We start from the raw sequence: 16976 nt of genomic DNA, 5'->3' as shown, positions 1-16976 counted from the left end.
CTCGCCCCGCAGCGAAGACCATCCACGCCGGCCCGGCGCGTCGAAGTATGACGCACCGGGCCGTTCGTGTGTCAGCCTCCGGTTTCGCACCCTCGCGACGCGTCCTAGGCTCCTGACATGCGCCGGCCGTTCATGGACACCCCCGACCAACTCGCGAGCCTGGAGGGACAGCAGTACCTCGTGCTCCGGCCCACCGCGGCGGTCGGCACGGTCTATCGCGATGTCCAGGATGCCGCCGTCTCCCGCCTCGGCGTCCCGGCACGGCGCCCGCACACCGGGCACGTCACACTGCGAGGGTTCTACGAGCCCGAGCGACGCGACGCACTCACCGAGCTGATCCGCTCGTGGGCAGCGCAGCAGGGCCCGATCGAGGTCGCCGCCGAAGCCGTCGACGAGTTCCCCGTGCCCTGGCAGATCCTGATCGTGCGCCTCGCCCGCAGCCCCTCGCTCGTGTCGGCGTATTCGTCGCTGACCGCCGCACTGGATGCCACGGACTTCCGTCGTATCGGCGAGCTGCCGCTGGAGGACTGGACGTTCCACCTGTCGGTGCTCTACGGCAAGACTCTCGATGGGGCCGAGTGGTCGCGCTTCGCGCGAGCCGAGTCACGACCCTTCGAGTCCGCGCCTGTCGAGAGCATCACCGAAGCCGAACTGGTCTGGTACCAGGACGGCATCGAGCACGCCGAGGTCCTCCCGCTGCGTGGCTGACCCGAGTAAGCCGCCTCCGCGACGCTGGTGGCACCGCGGGTCGGCTCAGCTCACAGCTCAGCTCAGCTCAGCTCAGCTCAGCTCAGCTCAGGCCGGAGTAGGCGTGCAGGCCCTTGAAGAAGACGTTCACGATCGTGAAGTTGAAGATCACGGCCGAGAATCCGACGATCGCCAGCCACGCCGAGGGGTTGCCGCGCCAGCCGCGGGTCGCGCGGGCGTGGATGTATCCGGCGTAGATGACCCAGATCACGAAGGTCCAGGTCTCCTTCACGTCGAAGCCCCAGAAGCGGCTCCAGGCGTAGTAGGCCCAGATGGACCCGGCGATGAGCGTGAAGGTCCAGAGGATGAAGCCGATGATCGTGAACATGTACGCCAGGCTCTCCAGGCGCACCGCGTTCGGGAAGGTGCGGAGGAAGCCGGGACCGGTCTTCGTGGCGTTCTCGCCGAGGAGTCGCTCGCGGCGCGACTGCATGAGCTGGATCACCGAGAGCGCGAACGCGAGAGCGAAGAACGCGGTCGCGAGCGAGGCCACGAACACGTGGATGACGAGCCACACGCTCTTCAGCGGGTCCATCAGCGGTGAGACGTCGACGTAGAAGTTGGTCGCCCCGAGGCCGAGCAGCACTACGACGAGGCCCGTGATGAACGTGCCGAGGAACCGCAGGTCGATGCGGGTGAGCACGACAAGGAACACCGCGATGATGAGCAGCGTGCCCATCATGGCGAACTCGTACAGGTTGGCCCACGGGACTCGTCCGGCCGCGATGCCACGGGTGATCGCAGCGGCGAGGTGGAAGAGGAACCCGAGCACGGTGAGCGAGGTGCCGATCCGGGCCATCACGAATCGCTGCGGGGCGGTACCGGAACCAGACGCGGGTGCGGATGCGGTGGTGCTTGCGCCACCCGCTCCGACGAGCACCGACTCGCGGACGTTCTGCGCGTCGGCTGTCGCCTGCGAGCGCCGTGCGAGATCGAAGGCGTAGGCAACGAAGGCCGCCGCATAGATCGCGATCGCCGTCCAGAGCAGAACAGGCGAGATCACGTTGAGCTCGAGCATGGTGTCAGTCTACTTTCCGGGTGTCGGTTGCCGGGGCTTCCGGCTCGGCGGACTCGTCCGCGGTGTCATCGATCGTGGGGCGCGCCGTGGTGCCTCCGGCCGCGTCGAGCAGTCGGGCGTGCCCTGCGACGAGGTCTTCCACGGCTGCGGCGAGGGTCGGGTCCTCGCCACGGGCGAGCGCGGCGTACTCGAGGGCGATCTCGCCGTCGTGCGCTGTGGCCTTGACCCACACACGGCGACGCGGCACGAACAGCGCGATCATGAGACCGCCGAGGGCGAGCAGCGCGAAACCGAGCACCCACACGCCGGACTCGTCGCGGTGGATCTGCAGCGAGGCGAAGCGCTTCACCGACTGGGAGGCGTCCGCGGCGCCGGCCGGAGACTCGTCCTCGAAGGTCACCGAGCCGAGGCCGTTCGGCAGCTGTGCGGTCTGCCCCGGTGCCAGCTCGATCGACTCTACGTCGGTGGTGCGGCCCGTGAGCTTGGTCATCCCCGTGGTGTCAAGCACGTAGACGGAACGCGGCACCCCCTCGTTGATCCCGAGGTCTCCGGTGTACACGTCGAGAGTGAGCGTCGGGTTCGTGAGGTCGCCGTATGCGGAGAAGAACGCACCGCTCTCGAGCACGCCCGTGGTCGGGTAGAAGAACCCGACGAGTCCGACCTGCTCCGCAAGCCCGTCCGGCACCTTGAGCACACCGAGCGAGGTCATGTTGTTGTCCTGAGGAAGGAACGGCGTGCTGTTGGTGAACACCACGTTGCCCTCGGGGTCGCGCACTGTCACGGTCGGCGCGTAGCCGTTGCCGAGGAGGAACACGTCATCGTCGGCGACACCGAGGGGCTCGTTGACCTTGACGGAGCCGGTGCGCTCCTCGCCGTTCTCCTGCACCGTGACGTTGGCAGAGAAGTCTCCGGCCTGCCCGGAGCCGGGCTCACCGAACGGCTGGTACGTCACGTCGAAGGAGTCGAGGCGCATCGAGTACGGAGAGAACGCGTCGTCGCTTACGAAGCGTCCGCGGTTCATCGAGTCGTAGTCCAGGAGCGTGTTGGCGAAGGTCTCCCCCTCCACCAGCACGCGCTGACCGGTGTACGAGAACCCGCCGCCGATACCGACCGTGACCAGCACCCCCACGAGCGCGAGGTGGAAGAGCAGATTGCCGGTCTCGCGCCAGTAGCCGCGCTCCGCGGAGACCGAGAACGTGCGGCCGCGGTCGTAGCGCTCCACACGGTAGCCGAGAGCCTTGAGCTGTTTCGTGGCGACGTCGATCGATGCGGCGGCCTCGGCTTCGGCATCGCCGGTCTTCGTGCCGGAGTCTGCCGCAGGGTCCCGAGTGACCGTGCGGTAGTCCTCGAGCCGCTGCAGTCGCGCGGGGGTGCGCGGCGGGCGCGCACGCAGCGCCTTGGCGTGGTGCTTGATGCGCGGGATCACGCAGCCGACGAGCGAGGCGAACAGCAGCAGGTAGATCGCCGAGAACCACGGCGACAGGTACACGTCGAACAGCTTCAGCCCGTCGAGCACCGGGAAGAGGTCGGGGTTGTCGCGCTCCCACTGCGTGACGCCGTTCGGGTCGGCCATCCGCTGCGGGAAGATCGAGCCGGGGATCGCGGCGATCGCGAGCACGAGCAGCAGGATGAGCGCCGTGCGCATCGAGGTCAGCTGACGCCAGCCCCAGCGCAGCCAGCCGACGAACCCGAGCCGCGGCTGGGTGATCGAGTCGTCGCCGTCGACGTGGTCCGACGGACGGAGCGGATCGCTGGAGTCGCTGTTCGCGGCGCCCTTGTTCTTGGTCATGGCCTTCTCAGTGCGGGGGTTCTTCTCGGGACGGGTGGGCTTGACGGGACGGGAATCGGGTCGCGCGCCCGCCTCCGGATCGTCAGAGCGGGAGGATGACACTGCCGATCACCGCCGTCAGTCTCGACATGATGTCGGTCCAGAGCCCGGTGACCATCAGCACGCCGAGGAGGAGAAGCATCACGCCACCGATGATGTTGACCACCCGGATGTGCCGACGCAGGAAACCGATCGCCTTCGTGGCCCAACCGAAGCCGAGGGCGACGAGCAGGAAGGGGATGCCGAGGCCGAGAGAGTAGGCGAGACCGAGGAAGCCCGCCCGCACAGGATCACCGGCGTTGAACGACAGCGCGAGGATCGCCGCGAGCGTCGGGCCCATGCAGGGAGCCCATCCGATGCCGAGCGCGATACCGAGGAGCGGGGCTCCGACGACGCCGACCTTCGAGTCGACGTGGAAGCGGAACTCCTTCTGCGCGAAACCGAAGAGCCCGAGGAACACCAGCCCCATCGCGATGATCACGACCCCCAGGATGCGCGTGATCAGGTCGCCCCACTGCAGTAGGAAGACCCCGGCCGTTCCGCCGAGCACGGTGTAGAGGATGAAGACGATCGTGAACCCGAGGATGAACAGCAGCACGCCCCCGACGAGTCGCCCTCGCGTCGCGGTCTCGGTCGTCTGCGTCGTCGTCCCGCCTTCCGCACCGGCAGCAGCGGTCGACCGAGGTGCGACGGCACCGCCGAGGAAGCCGAGGTAGCCGGGAACGAGGGGGAGCACGCACGGGGAGAGGAAAGAGACGAGTCCCGCGAGCATCGCGACCGGGATCGCGATCCAGAGGGCCCCGGAGCCGATGATCGCTTCGGGGTTCACAAGGCTCCCCTGATGGTCACGAGTCCTCCGCCAGGGCGTCCTTGACGAGCGTGGAGAGGATCGACTTGCCGTCGATCGGGCCGATGATGCGGGCAGCGACCCGGCCCTGCTTGTCGAGCACGAGGGTCGTCGGCGTCGCAGTGATCGGCGTGGCCTCCGCCTTCGCGAAGGCGAGCTTGGCCTGGGCGGTGTCGACATCGATCAGGCTGGGGTAGGTGACGCCGTACTCGTTCGCGAAGGCCACAGCGGTGTCTGCCTGGTCGCGGGTGTTGATGCCGACGAACGCGACGTCCTCATCGCTGAAGTCCTGCCACACCGCTTCCAGATCGGCGGCCTCGAGGCGGCACGGCGCACAGCCGGCGTACCAGAAGTTCACGACCGCGACCTGTCCGGCGATGTCGGCGCTGTCGAACTTCTCGCCCTCCTCGGTCACCCCGCTGAACACGACGGGTTCGCCGCGCTCGGAGACCGGGATCTCGACGATGGCACCGTCGGCGGCGACATAGCCCGTATTCTCGCCGTTCAGGAACGATTCACTCACCGGATCGGGAGCACAGGCGCTCAGACCGATGGCGAGCACCGCAGCGAGCGCGGCACCGACCGCACGGCGCGAACGCCGGGTGCGGGAGGAGCGGCCGCTGCGGATCTGACGGACCGTCGAATCGCTTGGCACGACTCCGAGTTTACGCAGAGGATCCTATGCGCGAGCCGGAAACGGGCGCCTCGCCGAGGGTCTCAGAAGCGTGCCAGAACGTCGTCCACACCCGCCCGGAACCGCGGGCAGGTGGCGATGTCGTGCGCCCGGCAGCCCATCGCGTGCTCGGTCATCTCGCGGGATCGGCGCATCTCCTCCATGCGCCGATCGATGTCGTCCAGATGCTGCTGCAGCACCTGGTGGCGCCCGGCGCTGCCGTCGTCGAGCAGTACCCCGATCTGTTCGAGCGTCATCCCCGCGGCCTTGCTGCGCTGGATCACGGCGATGCGCACGACCTCGTCTTCGCCGTAGCGCCGTCGCCCCGCGGAGTCTCGAGGCGGCCGGAGCAGACCCACCGATTCCCAGTGCCGCAGCACGTTCGTGGGCAGTTCGACGCGGGCGGCCACATCGCCGACGGACCAGGGGTGCGCATCGCTTGACTTCATGTTGACATGAAGTCACAGACTGACGAGGAACGCAACAACGTCATCGGAAGGACCACCATGTACGACGCCATCGTGATCGGCGCAGGACCGGCAGGACTGCAGGCCGCTCTGACCCTCGGGCGGATGCACCGCTCCACGTTGCTCCTCGACTCGGGCGAGTACCGCAACGGCACCGTCCTGCACATGCACAACATGATCGGCGCGGACGGCACTGCCCCCGCCCAGCTCCGCGCGACCGCACGGGCAGAGCTCTCCGCCTACGACGACGTGGAGATCCGCGACGCCGCAGCGATGAGCGTCTCGGGCGCCGAGGATGCCTTCGTCGTTGGCATCTCCGACGGCTCCGTGGTCGAGGGGCGCCAGGTCATCCTCGCCACGGGCGTCGCCGACGACCTTCCCGACGTCCCCGGCCTGCAGGACCTGTGGGGCACACTCGCGTTCAGCTGCCCGTTCTGCGACGGACACGAGCACGCGGGAAGACCGATCGCCATCCTCGGCGCCGCACCTCGGGCCGCGCACATCATCGGGCTGCTGGGCCGGATCGTCGGGGACATCACCGTGTTCCCCGTCGGGGAGATGTTCGCCGACGAAGACATCCAGATGCTCGAGGCGAAGGGCGTGCGGGTGAGCCCTGCCCCTGTCTCCTCCCTCGAGAAGGTCGACGGAGGCGTGCGCATCCGCACCCACCACGATGAGCACGTGGTCGACGGCATCTTCGTCGCGGCGGGATCGATGCGCCAGCGGTCACCGTTGGTCGCGCAGCTCGACCTGCAGATGCTCGAGTCCGGCTGCATCGAGATCGACGAGTTCGGACGCACCTCGCTCCCCGGGGTCTTCGCCGCGGGCGATCTCGCCCACCGTGCGACCCTTCCCGGCCCGATGGCATCCGTGCTGCTGGCGGCCGCCGCCGGTCAGCTGGCCGCGGTCGGCATCATCCAGTCGCTCCTGGCCGCCGAGCACTGAGCGGGGCGCGTCGCGAGGACCGGCTCAGACCGCGCCGACGTCCACGGCGCCGCCGGTCGCGGCGGGCTCGGCGTAGGCGACCTCTCGCCAGACGTCGCCGACGCGCTCGAACGAGGTGACACTCGACAGGGCGCAGCGACGCGTGCGCGGGTCGTGCTGCAAGGGCAGGCCCGCCACCCGGAGGTGGGTGATCCAGATCGGCGCCTGGTGCGAGACCATCACGACGTCGCCGTCCGGTGCCGCATCCCACGCTTCGTCCATGATGCCGAGCATCCGCTCCGCGATGGAGGAATACGGCTCACCCCAGCTGGGAACGGACGGCTGGCGCAGGTGCCACCAGTTCAGCGGGTTCATCAGGGAACGGCGCATCTGCGTCCCCTCGAACACGTTGGTCGGCTCGATCAGGCGGATGTCGACCTCGGGCACGAGGTCGAAGCGCTCCGCGAACGGCTCGGCCGACTCCTGCGCACGCTCCAGCGGCGAGGAGTACAGCGCGCGCACGGGACGCTCGAGCGAGGCCACGTGGTCGGTCGCCGCTGCGGCCATCCCCCGGCCCGCCGTGCTCAGGTGGTAGTCGGGAAGACGACCGTAGAGCACGCGGGCCGGATTGTGCACCTCGCCGTGTCGGACGAGGTGCAACCGGGACGCCGTCATGTCACGCCTTGCTGTAGCGCGAATCCCCGAAGCCGAGGATCAGGTACCCGATGTACGGGAAGAGGAAAAGCAGGAAGAACGAGAAGAGCCCGCCCTTGTTGAAGCGCTCACCGAGCTTGAACGCGACGATGATCGCGAGGATCAGGTTCGCGACCGGGATGAGGTACAGCAGTGCGAACCAGCCGGACATTCCGGCGATCTTCACCAGGAAGACGAGGTTCACGATCGGGATGATCGCGAGGATGCCGGGGTATCCGGCCTTCGTGAACACCTTCCACAGCCCGATGGCGACGAGGATGTAGAAGACGAGCGCGATCAGGCCCGTAGTACCGGAGAAGATCGATGCGTAGAGATCGGCGATGCCGTTGTTGTCCACGGTGCATCCTTTCTGTGTAAGAGCTGTGTCGTGGCGATCCTACTGACATGCCGCCCCGGACGCCGCCGACGGGGCCGATGACCTCCCGACCGCCCCCGTAGAATGGGCGGGTTCCCCATTTCCCAGATCAGAAGGAATACTCCGTGCTTCGCACCCACTCGGCAGGCTCTCTGCGAGCCGAGCACATCGGTCAGACCGTCACTCTCTCGGGTTGGGTCGATCGCCGTCGTGACCACGGAGGAGTCGCTTTCATCGATCTGCGGGACGCCTCCGGCATCGCTCAGGTCGTCATCCGCGACGAGGAGATCGCGCACCCGCTGCGCAACGAATTCGTGCTGAAGGTGACCGGCGAGGTGTCGCTGCGCCCCGAGGGCAACGCGAACCCGAACCTCCCCACCGGCGAGATCGAGCTCATCGCGACCGACGTCGAGGTGCTGAACGAGTCCGCTCCCCTCCCCTTCCAGGTCTCCACGGCGCTCGCCGACACCGAGACCGTGGGCGAGGAAGCCCGTCTCAAGTACCGCTACCTCGACCTGCGTCGTCCGGCCCCCGCATCCGCTCTGCGCCTGCGCTCGAACGTCTACAAGGCGATCCGCGACGTACTGCACGCCGACGACTTCACCGAAGTCGAGACGCCCACCCTCACGCGCTCCACGCCCGAAGGCGCGCGCGACTTCCTGGTGCCGGCTCGCCTGAGCCCCGGCAGCTGGTACGCCCTGCCGCAGTCGCCGCAGCTGTTCAAGCAGCTGCTGATGGTCGGTGGCGTCGAGAAGTACTTCCAGATCGCCCGCTGCTACCGCGACGAGGACTTCCGCGCCGACCGTCAGCCGGAGTTCACGCAGCTCGACATCGAGATGAGCTTCGTCGACCAGGAAGACGTGATCACGCTCATGGAGTCGCTCATCGTGGCGATGTGGGCGACGATCGGTGTCGAGGTGGCCACGCCCCTGCCGCGCATGACCTACGCCGACGCCATGGCCAAGTACGGCTCCGACAAGCCTGACCTGCGCTTCGGACTCGAGCTCGTCGAGGCGACCGAGTACTTCAAGGACACCCCGTTCCGCGTCTTCCAGGCGGAGTACGTCGGCGCGGTGCGCATGCCCGGTGGCGCCTCGCAGCCCCGCAAGCAGCTCGACGCCTGGCAGGACTGGGCCAAGCAGCGCGGCGCCCGCGGCCTCGCCTACGTGCTGTTCAACGAGGACGGCACGCTCGGCGGCCCTGCCGCGAAGAACCTGTCCGAGGCCGAGCAGGCCGGACTCGCCGAGCTCGTCGGTGCCGAGACCGGCGACTGCGTCTTCTTCGCCGCCGGTTCCACCAAGGAGAGCCGTGCGCTGCTCGGTGCCGCGCGCGTCGAGATCGGCCGCCGCCTCGGCTACCTGAACCCCGATGAATTCGCCTTCACCTGGGTCGTCGACGCTCCGATGTTCGAGCCGGCAGCCGACGCCGTGGCCTCCGGTGACGTCGCCGTCGGCGCGGGCGCCTGGACGGCCGTGCACCACGCCTTCACCGGCCCCAAGCCCGAGTTCCAGGACACATTCGACACCGACCCCGGATCCGCCCTCGCCTACGCGTACGACATCGTGTGCAACGGCTCGGAGCTCGGCGGCGGCTCGATCCGCATCCACCGCGAAGACGTGCAGAAGCGCGTGTTCGAAGTCATGGGCATCAGCGACGAGCAGGCCGACGAGCAGTTCGGCTTCCTGCTCGACGCGTTCAAGTTCGGCGCACCGCCCCACGGCGGCATCGCGCTCGGCATGGACCGCGTGCTACAGCACCTGACCAAGACCGAGTCGATCCGCGAGGTCATCGCCTTCCCGAAGTCGGGCAACGGCTTCGACCCGCTCACCTCCGCTCCGGCGCCCATCACCGACGCGCAGCGCGCCGAGGCCGGCGTCGACTACGAGCCCGAAGACGACGAGGCCTGACGCCCACCGCCACGCGGACTCACGCCCGGGTCGCACGCAGTCCTCGGACTCGTGCGGCCCGGGCGCTTTCGGTCGTTCAGCCGAGTGACGCGAAGGCGGGGAGGATGTTCTCGTTCCAGACGTCGACGCCGAGCTTGCCGATCAGGACGATCACGACCACGAGGAAGACGACCCGGATGAACGTGGTCCCGCGGGAGATCGCCATCCGCGACCCCAGGTAGCTGCCCGCGACGTTCGCGACGGCGAGGATGCCGCCGAGCAGCCACAGCACGGCACCGTGCGGGATGAACAGCATCAGTGCGCCCGCGTTCGTGGCGAGGTTGACGATCTTGGCCTTGGCGCTGGCCTGCAGGAAGTCGTAGCCGAGCAGTGCGACGAGCGTGATGACGAGGAAGGTACCCGTGCCCGGACCGATCATCCCGTCGTAGAAGCCGATGCCGAGTCCTGCCGCGCCCGCCATGATGTGGTGCTTGTGCCCGTGGAACCGCAGCTGGGTCGCCGCCCCCATCTGCGGCCGGAACGCGGTGAACAACGCCACCACGAGCAGGGCGATCACGATGATCGGCTTGAAGGCGGCCGGCGGTAGCACCGTCGCGACGGCCGCGCCCCCGAACGAGCCGATCAGTGCGACGATCGCCATCGGCACGGCGGTGCGGATGTCGGGTTTCGCGCGCCGATAGTAGGTGGCACTGCTGGTCGCGGTGCCGAAGACCGAAGCGAGCTTGTTCGTCGCAAGGGCCTGCACCGGCGAGATACCGGGGATCAGCAGCAGCGCGGGCAGCTGCAGCAGTCCTCCCCCGCCGACGACGGCGTCGATCCAGCCGGCGCAGAACGCAGCGACGACGACGAGCAGGAGCATCCCCCACGTGAGCTGCTCCAGACCGAGCACGGCGCCGATATCCACCTCGCCATGATTCCAGAGAGTGGACGCCGCTCCGGCATCCGCTCCGTGCGCTGGCAGACTGGAGCCATGCTCGACGCCCTCCCGCTGCCCCACTCTTTCGAATCGCGCATCGGGACGGCACTCCTGCGGCGTGCCACGCTCGATGACACGGATGCCGTGATCGCCCTGCTCGCCGACGACCCGATCAGCGCGGCCCGCGGCGATGTGGCCTCCGAGGAGGACCGACCGGCCTATCGACAGGGTCTCATCGAGATCCTGGCCGAACCGTCGAACGACCTGCTCGTCGTCGAGCACGACGGCGCGATCGTCGGCACGCTGCAGCTCACCTCGATCCCCGGGATGGCACGTCGCGGCGCCCGACGGCTGCTGGTCGAGGCGGTCCGCGTGCAGAGCAGCCTGCGCTCGTCGGGCATCGGCTCCGCCGTGATGCGCTGGGTGTCGGAGGCTGCTGCCCCTGCGGTCGGCGCGAGCATGGTGCAGCTCACCTCGGACGCCTCCCGCACCGACGCGCACCGCTTCTACGAGCGGCTGGGCTACGTCGGCTCGCACCGCGGCTTCAAGTACAGCGTCCCGCAGGGCTGAGACGCCGTGGCCCTGTTCGGCCACCGCCTCGCCACCATCCGTTCACCAGACCCGCGACGGGCGGCAACCTCCGCCTCATAGTGTCCTCTCGCAACCCGAAACCGGCTCACAGCGCCGGACACCGAGAGGACACTCATGGCTCGCTTCACCCGCCGCGCGCGCATCGGCGCCGGCATCGCCCTTGCCACCACGGCCGTACTGGCGCTGACCTCCTGCGCAGGCGCGACCGACGCGCCCGCCGCCGGCGGCTCCGACGTGGACGCCTCCGCCGCGACCTCGGTCGCCGACTTCGGCACGTTCGCCGATCTCGAGGCCGCGGCCAAGGCCGAGGGCTCGCTCAACGTCATCGCGTTGCCCCGCGACTGGGCCAACTACGGCGAGATCCTCGATCTGTTCGCCGAGAAGTACCCCGAGATCACCATCAACGAAGCGTCCCCCGACGTCTCGAGCGCCGAGGAGATCCAGGCCGCGAAGACGAACGAGGGCCTGGACACCGCGCCCGACGTGTTCGACATCGGCCTCACCGTCGCCCTGCAGAACACGGATGTCTTCGCTCCCTACAAGGTGCAGACCTGGGATGACATCCCCGCGGAGCTGAAGGAGCCCACCGGTCTCTTCGTCGGCGACTACGGCGGGTACATGTCGATCGGCTACGACTCGTCGAAGTTCGACGCTCCCGCCGAGCTCTCGGACCTGCTCTCGGCCGACTACAAGGGCGCGGTCGCGATCAACGGCGACCCGACCCAGGCCGGAGCCGCGTTCGCAGCTGTGGGACTCGCCACCGTGCAGTCCGACGGCACCCTCGACGACTTCCAGCCGGGCATCGACTTCTTCTCCGAGCTGCAGAAGGCCGGCAACCTGCTCAAGGTCGACGTGACGACCGCGACCATCGCGAGCGGCGAGACCCCCGTCGTGTTCGACTGGGACTACCTGAACGCCTCGCACACGGCGGACAACAAGGACTGGAAGGTCGTCGTGTTCGACGGCACCGGTTACGCCGGATACTACAACCAGGCCATCAACGCCGACGCCCCGCACCCTGCTGCCGCACGTCTGTGGCAGGAGTTCCTCTACAGCGACGAGGTGCAGAACCTCTGGCTGAAGGGCGGCGCCCGTCCGGTGCGCATGGAGGCCATGACCGACGCCGGCACGATCGACGCCGACCTCGCCGCCGCACTCCCCGAGGCTCCTGAGGAGACCGTGGTCCCGACCGAGGAGCAGTCGACGAACGCCGGCACGCTGCTCGGCGAGAAGTGGGCTTCGGCGGTCCAGTGACCACCCTTTCCGCAACGGTGGCGGATGCTGCGGCATCCGCCCCCGCCACCTCCGCCGGGTCCTCGCCGCACGCGAGGACCCGGCGGTCCGCTCCGTCCTTCGCGTGGCTCGGGCTCGTCCCCTTCGCCGCCTACGTCGTGCTCTTCCTGGCGGTGCCGACGATCCTGTCGATCGGTTCCGGCTTCTTCACGAAGGACGGCTCCTTCACCTGGACGAACCTGTCGGCCCTCGCCGACCCCGTCGTGCTGAACACGTTCGCGAACTCGGCGGGACTCTCGCTGCTCACCGCCGTCGTCGGCGCGATCGTCGGCGCCCTCGTCTGCTACGCCCTGCTCGGCATGGACCCCGAGAGCCGAACGCGCTCGGCAGTGGACGCCGCAGCGGGTGTGCTCGCGCAGTTCGGCGGCGTCATGCTCGCATTCGCCTTCATCGCGACCATCGGCATCCAAGGCGTCGTCACCGTGTTCCTGAAGGAGTCCTTCGGCGTCAACATCTTCGAGAACGGCACGTGGCTCTACGAGCTGCCCGGCCTCGTCCTCCCCTACTTCTACTTCCAGATACCACTGATGGTCATCACCTTCATGCCCGCCCTCGCCGCGCTCAAGCCGCAGTGGGCCGAGGCGAACCTCACCCTCGGCGGCACCCGTGCGAGCTTCTGGCTGCGCATCGGCATCCCTGTGCTCGCGCCCTCGTTCCTCGCCAGCCTGCTGCTCCTGTTCGCGAACGCGTTCTCCTCGTACGCCACTGCCGCCGCCCTCGCCAGCCAGGGTGCGCAGATCGTGCCGCTGCAGATCCGCACGGCCCTCACGAGTGAGACCGTGCTCGGACGGGAGAACCTCGCCGGTGCTCTCGCGCTCGGCATGATCGTGATCGTCGGGATCGTGATGGCGCTTTACTCCTTCGTGCAGCGACGAGCAGCGAGGTGGCAGTCGTGAACCGACTCGGCCCCTCTCTCGCGACCCGCTGGGCCATCGGCATCCTGGTCGGTGCGTTCTTCGCCGTTCCCCTCGTGTCGACTTTCCTCTTCACCCTCCGCGACCCCGAAGGCGGGCTGTCGTTCGCACGCTGGACCGCGTTGTTCGACCCCGCGGCCGCGGCGACGCTCAAGCCGATCTGGACGGGGTTGGGCAACTCCCTGGTGCTCGCCGTCGTCACCGTCGCGATCGTGCTGTTGCTGCTCGCGCCGACGATGATCCTGGTGAACCTGCGCTTCCCGAACCTCAAGCCCGCTTTCGAATTCGCGGTGCTGCTGCCCATCTCGATCCCGGCGATCGTGCTCGTGGTCGGGCTGGCCCCGATCTACGTGCAGATCGGCCGTGCGTTCGGCACCGGCACCTGGACGCTCGCGTTCGCCTACGGGATCACCGTGTTGCCGTTCGCGTTCCGGTCGATCCAGGCATCGATCGACGCCGCCGACCTGCGCACCCTCTCCGAGGCCGCACGTTCGCTCGGCGCGAGCTGGCCGACGGTCGTGCTGAAAGTGCTCGCCCCGAACCTCCGCCAGGGGCTGCTCGCCGCATCTCTCATCTCCATCGCCGTGGTGCTCGGAGAGTTCACGATCGCCTCCCTCCTGAACCGCCAGGTGTTCCAGACCGCCATGGTCGTGGTGAACAAACAGGATCCGTACGCGCCGGCCATCTTCACCCTGCTCGCGATGGTGTTCGTGTTCCTCCTGCTCCTCCTGATCGGCCGCGTCGCGCGCGGCACCGGAAAGGCCCGCTCATGACCGTCGACCACGCGCTGCCGCGCACCAAGGACAACCTGCTGCTCGCCCAGGCGGGTGAAGGCACTCGCGTCGAGCTGCAGGGCATCGTCAAGAGCTACGCCGGCAACCGGGTGCTGCACGGGGTCGATCTCGACATCGCTCCCGGTGAGTTCGTCTCCCTTCTCGGTCCCTCCGGCTGCGGCAAGACGACTCTGCTGCGGGTGCTCGCAGGCCTCGAGGGCGCCGACGAGGGTGCGGTGCTCCTGGGCGGTGGCGACGTCTCGCGGGTGCCCACGAACAAGCGCGACATCGGGATGGTCTTCCAGTCCTACTCGCTGTTCCCGCACCTGCGGGTTGCTGAGAACACTGCTTTCGGCCTGCGCCGGCGCGGGATCGGCAAAGCCGAGGCAGCGCGCCGCGCCGTCGATGCTCTCGCTCTGGTCGGCCTCGCCGACTTCGCCGACCGGTTCCCGCACCAGCTCTCGGGCGGACAGCAACAGCGGGTCGCGCTGGCACGCGCGCTGGTGACCGAGCCCAAGGTGCTGCTGCTCGACGAGCCGCTCTCCGCGCTCGACGCGAAGGTGCGGGTCCAGCTGCGCGACGAGATCCGCCGCATCCAGCTGCGACTCGGCATCACGACCGTCTTCGTCACCCACGACCAGGAGGAGGCGCTGGCCGTCTCCGACCGGATCGCCGTGATGAACGCCGGCCGCATCGAGCAGATCGGATCGCCGGAGGAGCTCTACACGATGCCCTCCACAGCCGGCGTCGCCGCCTTCGTCGGGCTGTCCAGCGTCGTGTCGGGGGTCGCCGAGGGCGATCACGTCATGGTGTGGGGGCAGCGACTTCCCCTGCAGTCGCCGGCCGACGGCCCGGTCGATGTGTACCTGCGACCCGAGAACGTCTACTTCGCTTCCGAGAAGGATGCCGCAGCCGACGCCCTGGTTGAGGAGAGCACCTTCCTCGGGAGCATGCGTCGCACGCTCGTGCGCACCGAGTCCGGTGAGCTGGTGCGCGTGCAGCATGCCCCGGGAACCCACCCGGCGTTCGGTGATCGGGTGCGCATCGCGATCGCTCCCGAGCCGGTCGCGGTTCATCCCCGCGGCTGACCCCCGCTCTTCCCCGGACCCTCGCCGAGCGCTAGCGTGAGGCCCGAGGGGCGGGGTTCCCTCCATCCGAGAGAGAAAGGACGCCTCATGGCAGGCAAGTTCGAGCTGTACACCGACAAGTCCGGCGAGTACCGGTTCCGTCTGAAGGCCGGCAACGGCGAGGTCATCGCGATCAGCGAGGGCTACTCGTCGAAGTCCGCCGCGCTGAACGGGATCGACTCCGTCCGCCGGAACGCCGCAGACGCCGAGGTCGTCGAAGCCGACTGACCTCCTTCCACGCTTCACGACGAGACCCCCTGTCGCAGATATCTGCGGCAGGGGGTCTCGTCGATCCCGGATCAGAGCACGCGCGAAAGGAAGTCCTTCGTGCGCGGGTGCTGCGGGTTGCCGAGAACCTCGCGCGGGTCGCCTTCCTCGACGATGTGTCCACCGTCCATGAAGATCAGGCGAGACCCGACCTCGCGCGCGAAGCCCATCTCGTGCGTGACGACGAGCATCGTCATCCCCTCATCGGCGAGCGAGCGCATGACCTGCAGCACCTCGCCGACCAGTTCGGGGTCGAGCGCCGATGTCGGCTCGTCGAACAGCATCATGTCGGGGTTCATGCACAGCGCACGCGCGATCGCCACACGCTGCTGCTGTCCTCCCGACAGATGCCCGGGGTAGGCATCGGCCTTCTCCGCCAGCCCGACGCGGGCGAGCATCTCCTTCGCGACCCTCGCCGCCTCAGCCTTCGAGCGCTTCTTCACGCGCTGCTGCGCGATCGTGAGGTTCCCCATCACATCGAGGTGCGGGAAGAGGTTGAAGCTCTGGAACACCATGCCGATGCGGGTGCGCACGCGGTCGATGTCGACGTCGGGGTCGGTGATGTCGATCCCCTCGATCAGCACCTTGCCGCCGGTCGGCTCCTCGAGCAGGTTCACCGACCGCAGCAGCGTCGACTTTCCCGAGCCCGAGGGTCCGATCACGCACACGACCTCGCCCTTGGTGACGGTGAGGTCGATGCCCTTGAGCACCTCGTTGTCGCCGAACGACTTCACGAGCCCCTGCACATCGATCGCGGGGGCGTGGACATCAATCAGATCGGTGATCATCGCTGCTTCGCCATCCGTCGTTCGAGCCACGCGCTGAAGCGCGTGAGCGGGATCGTCACGATCAGGTACAGGATCGCCGCCATGATCAGCGGCGTCGCGTTGGTGTTCTGCGTCGATGCATCACGGGCGAAGTTCGTCAGCTCCTTCGACCAGATGAAGGAACCCGCCACGAACAGCAGCGACGTGTCCTTCAGCAGCAGCACGAACTCGTTGGTCAGGGGCGGGATGATGATCCGGAACCCCTGCGGCACGATGATCCAGAACGTCGTCTTCATGGGCGACATGCCGAGCGAGCGCGCGGCCTCGGTCTGCCCCTTGGGAACGGCCTGGATACCGGCACGGATCGTCTCGGCCATGTACGCCGAAGCGACGAGGATGAGACCGATGAGTCCGAGCACCACCGGCCCACCGAGCTTCGTGCCGGGGACGCCCAGTGCGATCGGCAGGATGAAGGCGATGCCGAAGATCGTGAGGATCGCGGGAAGCCCGCGGAACAACTCGATCCACACCGTCGCGATCCACCGGAACGGCGCGATGGTCGACAGCTTCATCAGCGCCAGCACGACGCCGAGCAGCAGGCCGCCAGCGAAGGCCACGGCAGTGAACCACAGCGTGTTGACCAGGGCGGTCGTGATGATCCCGGGGAACATCTTCGCCGCGACCTCAGGATTGAAGAACAGCGGCCCGATCTTCGCCCAGTCGGTGCTCACGATCGCCCAGACGGCGATCGCGAGCAGCACGACGTAGACCGAGTACCGATACAGCTTGCTCTTGGTGGTACGCCTCAACGCCATCGTCGAGGTCCTCCCGTTCTACCGACGCCGCCG

Annotated in this window: 19 protein-coding genes; 9 read left to right on the top strand and 10 right to left on the bottom strand. The window is 68.1% G+C overall.

Features of this window, described 5'->3' with window-relative positions; genetic code table 11:
- Window positions 1-117: 117 nt before the first annotated feature.
- On the top strand, window positions 118-708 hold the full coding sequence (locus tag F6W70_RS13360) for a 2'-5' RNA ligase family protein (RefSeq protein WP_318278900.1): 591 nt from the start codon (window positions 118-120) through the stop codon (window positions 706-708).
- An 82-nt stretch (window positions 709-790) separates the two neighbouring features.
- Here F6W70_RS13360 and ccsB read toward each other — a convergent pair whose 3' ends face one another.
- From ccsB to F6W70_RS13335, 5 genes are all read right to left on the bottom strand, one after another.
- Entirely contained in the window at window positions 791-1765 is a 975-nt protein-coding gene (gene ccsB, locus F6W70_RS13355) for a c-type cytochrome biogenesis protein CcsB (RefSeq protein ID WP_141386854.1), read from the bottom strand.
- 4 nt (window positions 1766-1769) lie between these two features.
- Window positions 1770-3554, bottom strand: coding sequence for a cytochrome c biogenesis protein ResB (gene resB / locus F6W70_RS13350; RefSeq protein WP_151486978.1), 1785 nt, complete (start codon window positions 3552-3554; stop codon window positions 1770-1772).
- An 82-nt stretch (window positions 3555-3636) separates the two neighbouring features.
- Window positions 3637-4422 carry a cytochrome c biogenesis CcdA family protein gene (locus F6W70_RS13345; RefSeq protein WP_017828142.1) on the bottom strand — a complete coding sequence of 262 codons (786 nt, stop codon included), beginning with the start codon at window positions 4420-4422 and terminating at the stop codon, window positions 3637-3639.
- A 16-nt stretch (window positions 4423-4438) separates the two neighbouring features.
- Window positions 4439-5095, bottom strand: a complete 657-nt coding sequence (locus tag F6W70_RS13340; protein WP_082531512.1) for a TlpA family protein disulfide reductase — start codon at window positions 5093-5095, stop codon at window positions 4439-4441.
- Between the two features lie 62 nt (window positions 5096-5157).
- Window positions 5158-5562 carry a MerR family transcriptional regulator gene (locus F6W70_RS13335; protein ID WP_055870033.1) on the bottom strand — a complete coding sequence of 135 codons (405 nt, stop codon included), beginning with the start codon at window positions 5560-5562 and terminating at the stop codon, window positions 5158-5160.
- A gap of 6 nt (window positions 5563-5568) precedes the next feature.
- Between F6W70_RS13335 and F6W70_RS13330 the strand changes: the two genes are divergently transcribed.
- A complete protein-coding gene (locus F6W70_RS13330) occupies window positions 5569-6525 on the top strand; it encodes an NAD(P)/FAD-dependent oxidoreductase (protein ID WP_318278899.1) in 957 nt (318 codons plus the stop codon).
- Window positions 6526-6549: 24 nt separating this feature from the next.
- Here the strand turns inward: F6W70_RS13330 and F6W70_RS13325 are convergent, their stop codons facing one another.
- Window positions 6550-7179, bottom strand: a complete 630-nt coding sequence (locus F6W70_RS13325) for a histidine phosphatase family protein (protein WP_151486977.1) — start codon at window positions 7177-7179, stop codon at window positions 6550-6552.
- A 1-nt stretch (window position 7180) separates the two neighbouring features.
- Window positions 7181-7555: a DUF5684 domain-containing protein gene (locus F6W70_RS13320; RefSeq protein ID WP_017828137.1), complete on the bottom strand. Its 375-nt coding sequence runs from the start codon at window positions 7553-7555 to the stop codon at window positions 7181-7183.
- 143 nt (window positions 7556-7698) lie between these two features.
- Here F6W70_RS13320 and aspS point away from each other — a divergent pair, with 143 nt between their 5' ends.
- On the top strand, window positions 7699-9480 hold the full coding sequence (gene aspS / locus F6W70_RS13315; RefSeq protein WP_017828136.1) for an aspartate--tRNA ligase: 1782 nt from the start codon (window positions 7699-7701) through the stop codon (window positions 9478-9480).
- 76 nt (window positions 9481-9556) lie between these two features.
- Here the strand turns inward: aspS and F6W70_RS13310 are convergent, their stop codons facing one another.
- The gene (locus tag F6W70_RS13310) at window positions 9557-10339 is read right to left on the bottom strand and encodes a sulfite exporter TauE/SafE family protein (protein ID WP_055871151.1); all 783 of its coding nucleotides are present in this window, start codon (window positions 10337-10339) and stop codon (window positions 9557-9559) included.
- Between the two features lie 111 nt (window positions 10340-10450).
- Between F6W70_RS13310 and F6W70_RS13305 the strand changes: the two genes are divergently transcribed.
- From F6W70_RS13305 to F6W70_RS13280, 6 genes are all read left to right on the top strand, one after another.
- Entirely contained in the window at window positions 10451-10966 is a 516-nt protein-coding gene (locus F6W70_RS13305; protein WP_151487252.1) for a GNAT family N-acetyltransferase, read from the top strand.
- Window positions 10967-11101: 135 nt separating this feature from the next.
- Window positions 11102-12241 (top strand): ABC transporter substrate-binding protein, encoded by a 1140-nt coding sequence (locus F6W70_RS13300; protein WP_017828133.1) that lies wholly within the window; start codon window positions 11102-11104, stop codon window positions 12239-12241.
- Window positions 12238-13176, top strand: a complete 939-nt coding sequence (locus tag F6W70_RS13295) for an ABC transporter permease (protein WP_373695315.1) — start codon at window positions 12238-12240, stop codon at window positions 13174-13176. Before F6W70_RS13300 ends, F6W70_RS13295 begins: the two co-directional genes overlap by 4 nt.
- Window positions 13173-13967: an ABC transporter permease gene (locus tag F6W70_RS13290; protein ID WP_055877902.1), complete on the top strand. Its 795-nt coding sequence runs from the start codon at window positions 13173-13175 to the stop codon at window positions 13965-13967. Before F6W70_RS13295 ends, F6W70_RS13290 begins: the two co-directional genes overlap by 4 nt.
- Window positions 13964-15055: an ABC transporter ATP-binding protein gene (locus F6W70_RS13285; protein ID WP_055877102.1), complete on the top strand. Its 1092-nt coding sequence runs from the start codon at window positions 13964-13966 to the stop codon at window positions 15053-15055. The genes F6W70_RS13290 and F6W70_RS13285 overlap by 4 nt, the downstream gene beginning before the upstream one ends.
- A gap of 87 nt (window positions 15056-15142) precedes the next feature.
- Entirely contained in the window at window positions 15143-15322 is a 180-nt protein-coding gene (locus tag F6W70_RS13280; protein WP_021198051.1) for a YegP family protein, read from the top strand.
- A gap of 71 nt (window positions 15323-15393) precedes the next feature.
- Here F6W70_RS13280 and F6W70_RS13275 read toward each other — a convergent pair whose 3' ends face one another.
- A complete protein-coding gene (locus F6W70_RS13275) occupies window positions 15394-16149 on the bottom strand; it encodes an amino acid ABC transporter ATP-binding protein (protein WP_017828128.1) in 756 nt (251 codons plus the stop codon).
- Window positions 16146-16943 carry an amino acid ABC transporter permease gene (locus F6W70_RS13270; protein ID WP_055870022.1) on the bottom strand — a complete coding sequence of 266 codons (798 nt, stop codon included), beginning with the start codon at window positions 16941-16943 and terminating at the stop codon, window positions 16146-16148. The genes F6W70_RS13275 and F6W70_RS13270 overlap by 4 nt, the downstream gene beginning before the upstream one ends.
- Window positions 16944-16976 lie beyond the last annotated feature (33 nt).

Origin of the sequence: Microbacterium maritypicum (assembly GCF_008868125.1) — a bacterium.
GTDB lineage: Bacteria > Actinomycetota > Actinomycetes > Actinomycetales > Microbacteriaceae > Microbacterium > Microbacterium maritypicum.
The sequence above is the reverse complement of the archived record's forward strand: the minus strand, read 5'-3'. Positions and strand labels throughout refer to the sequence as shown.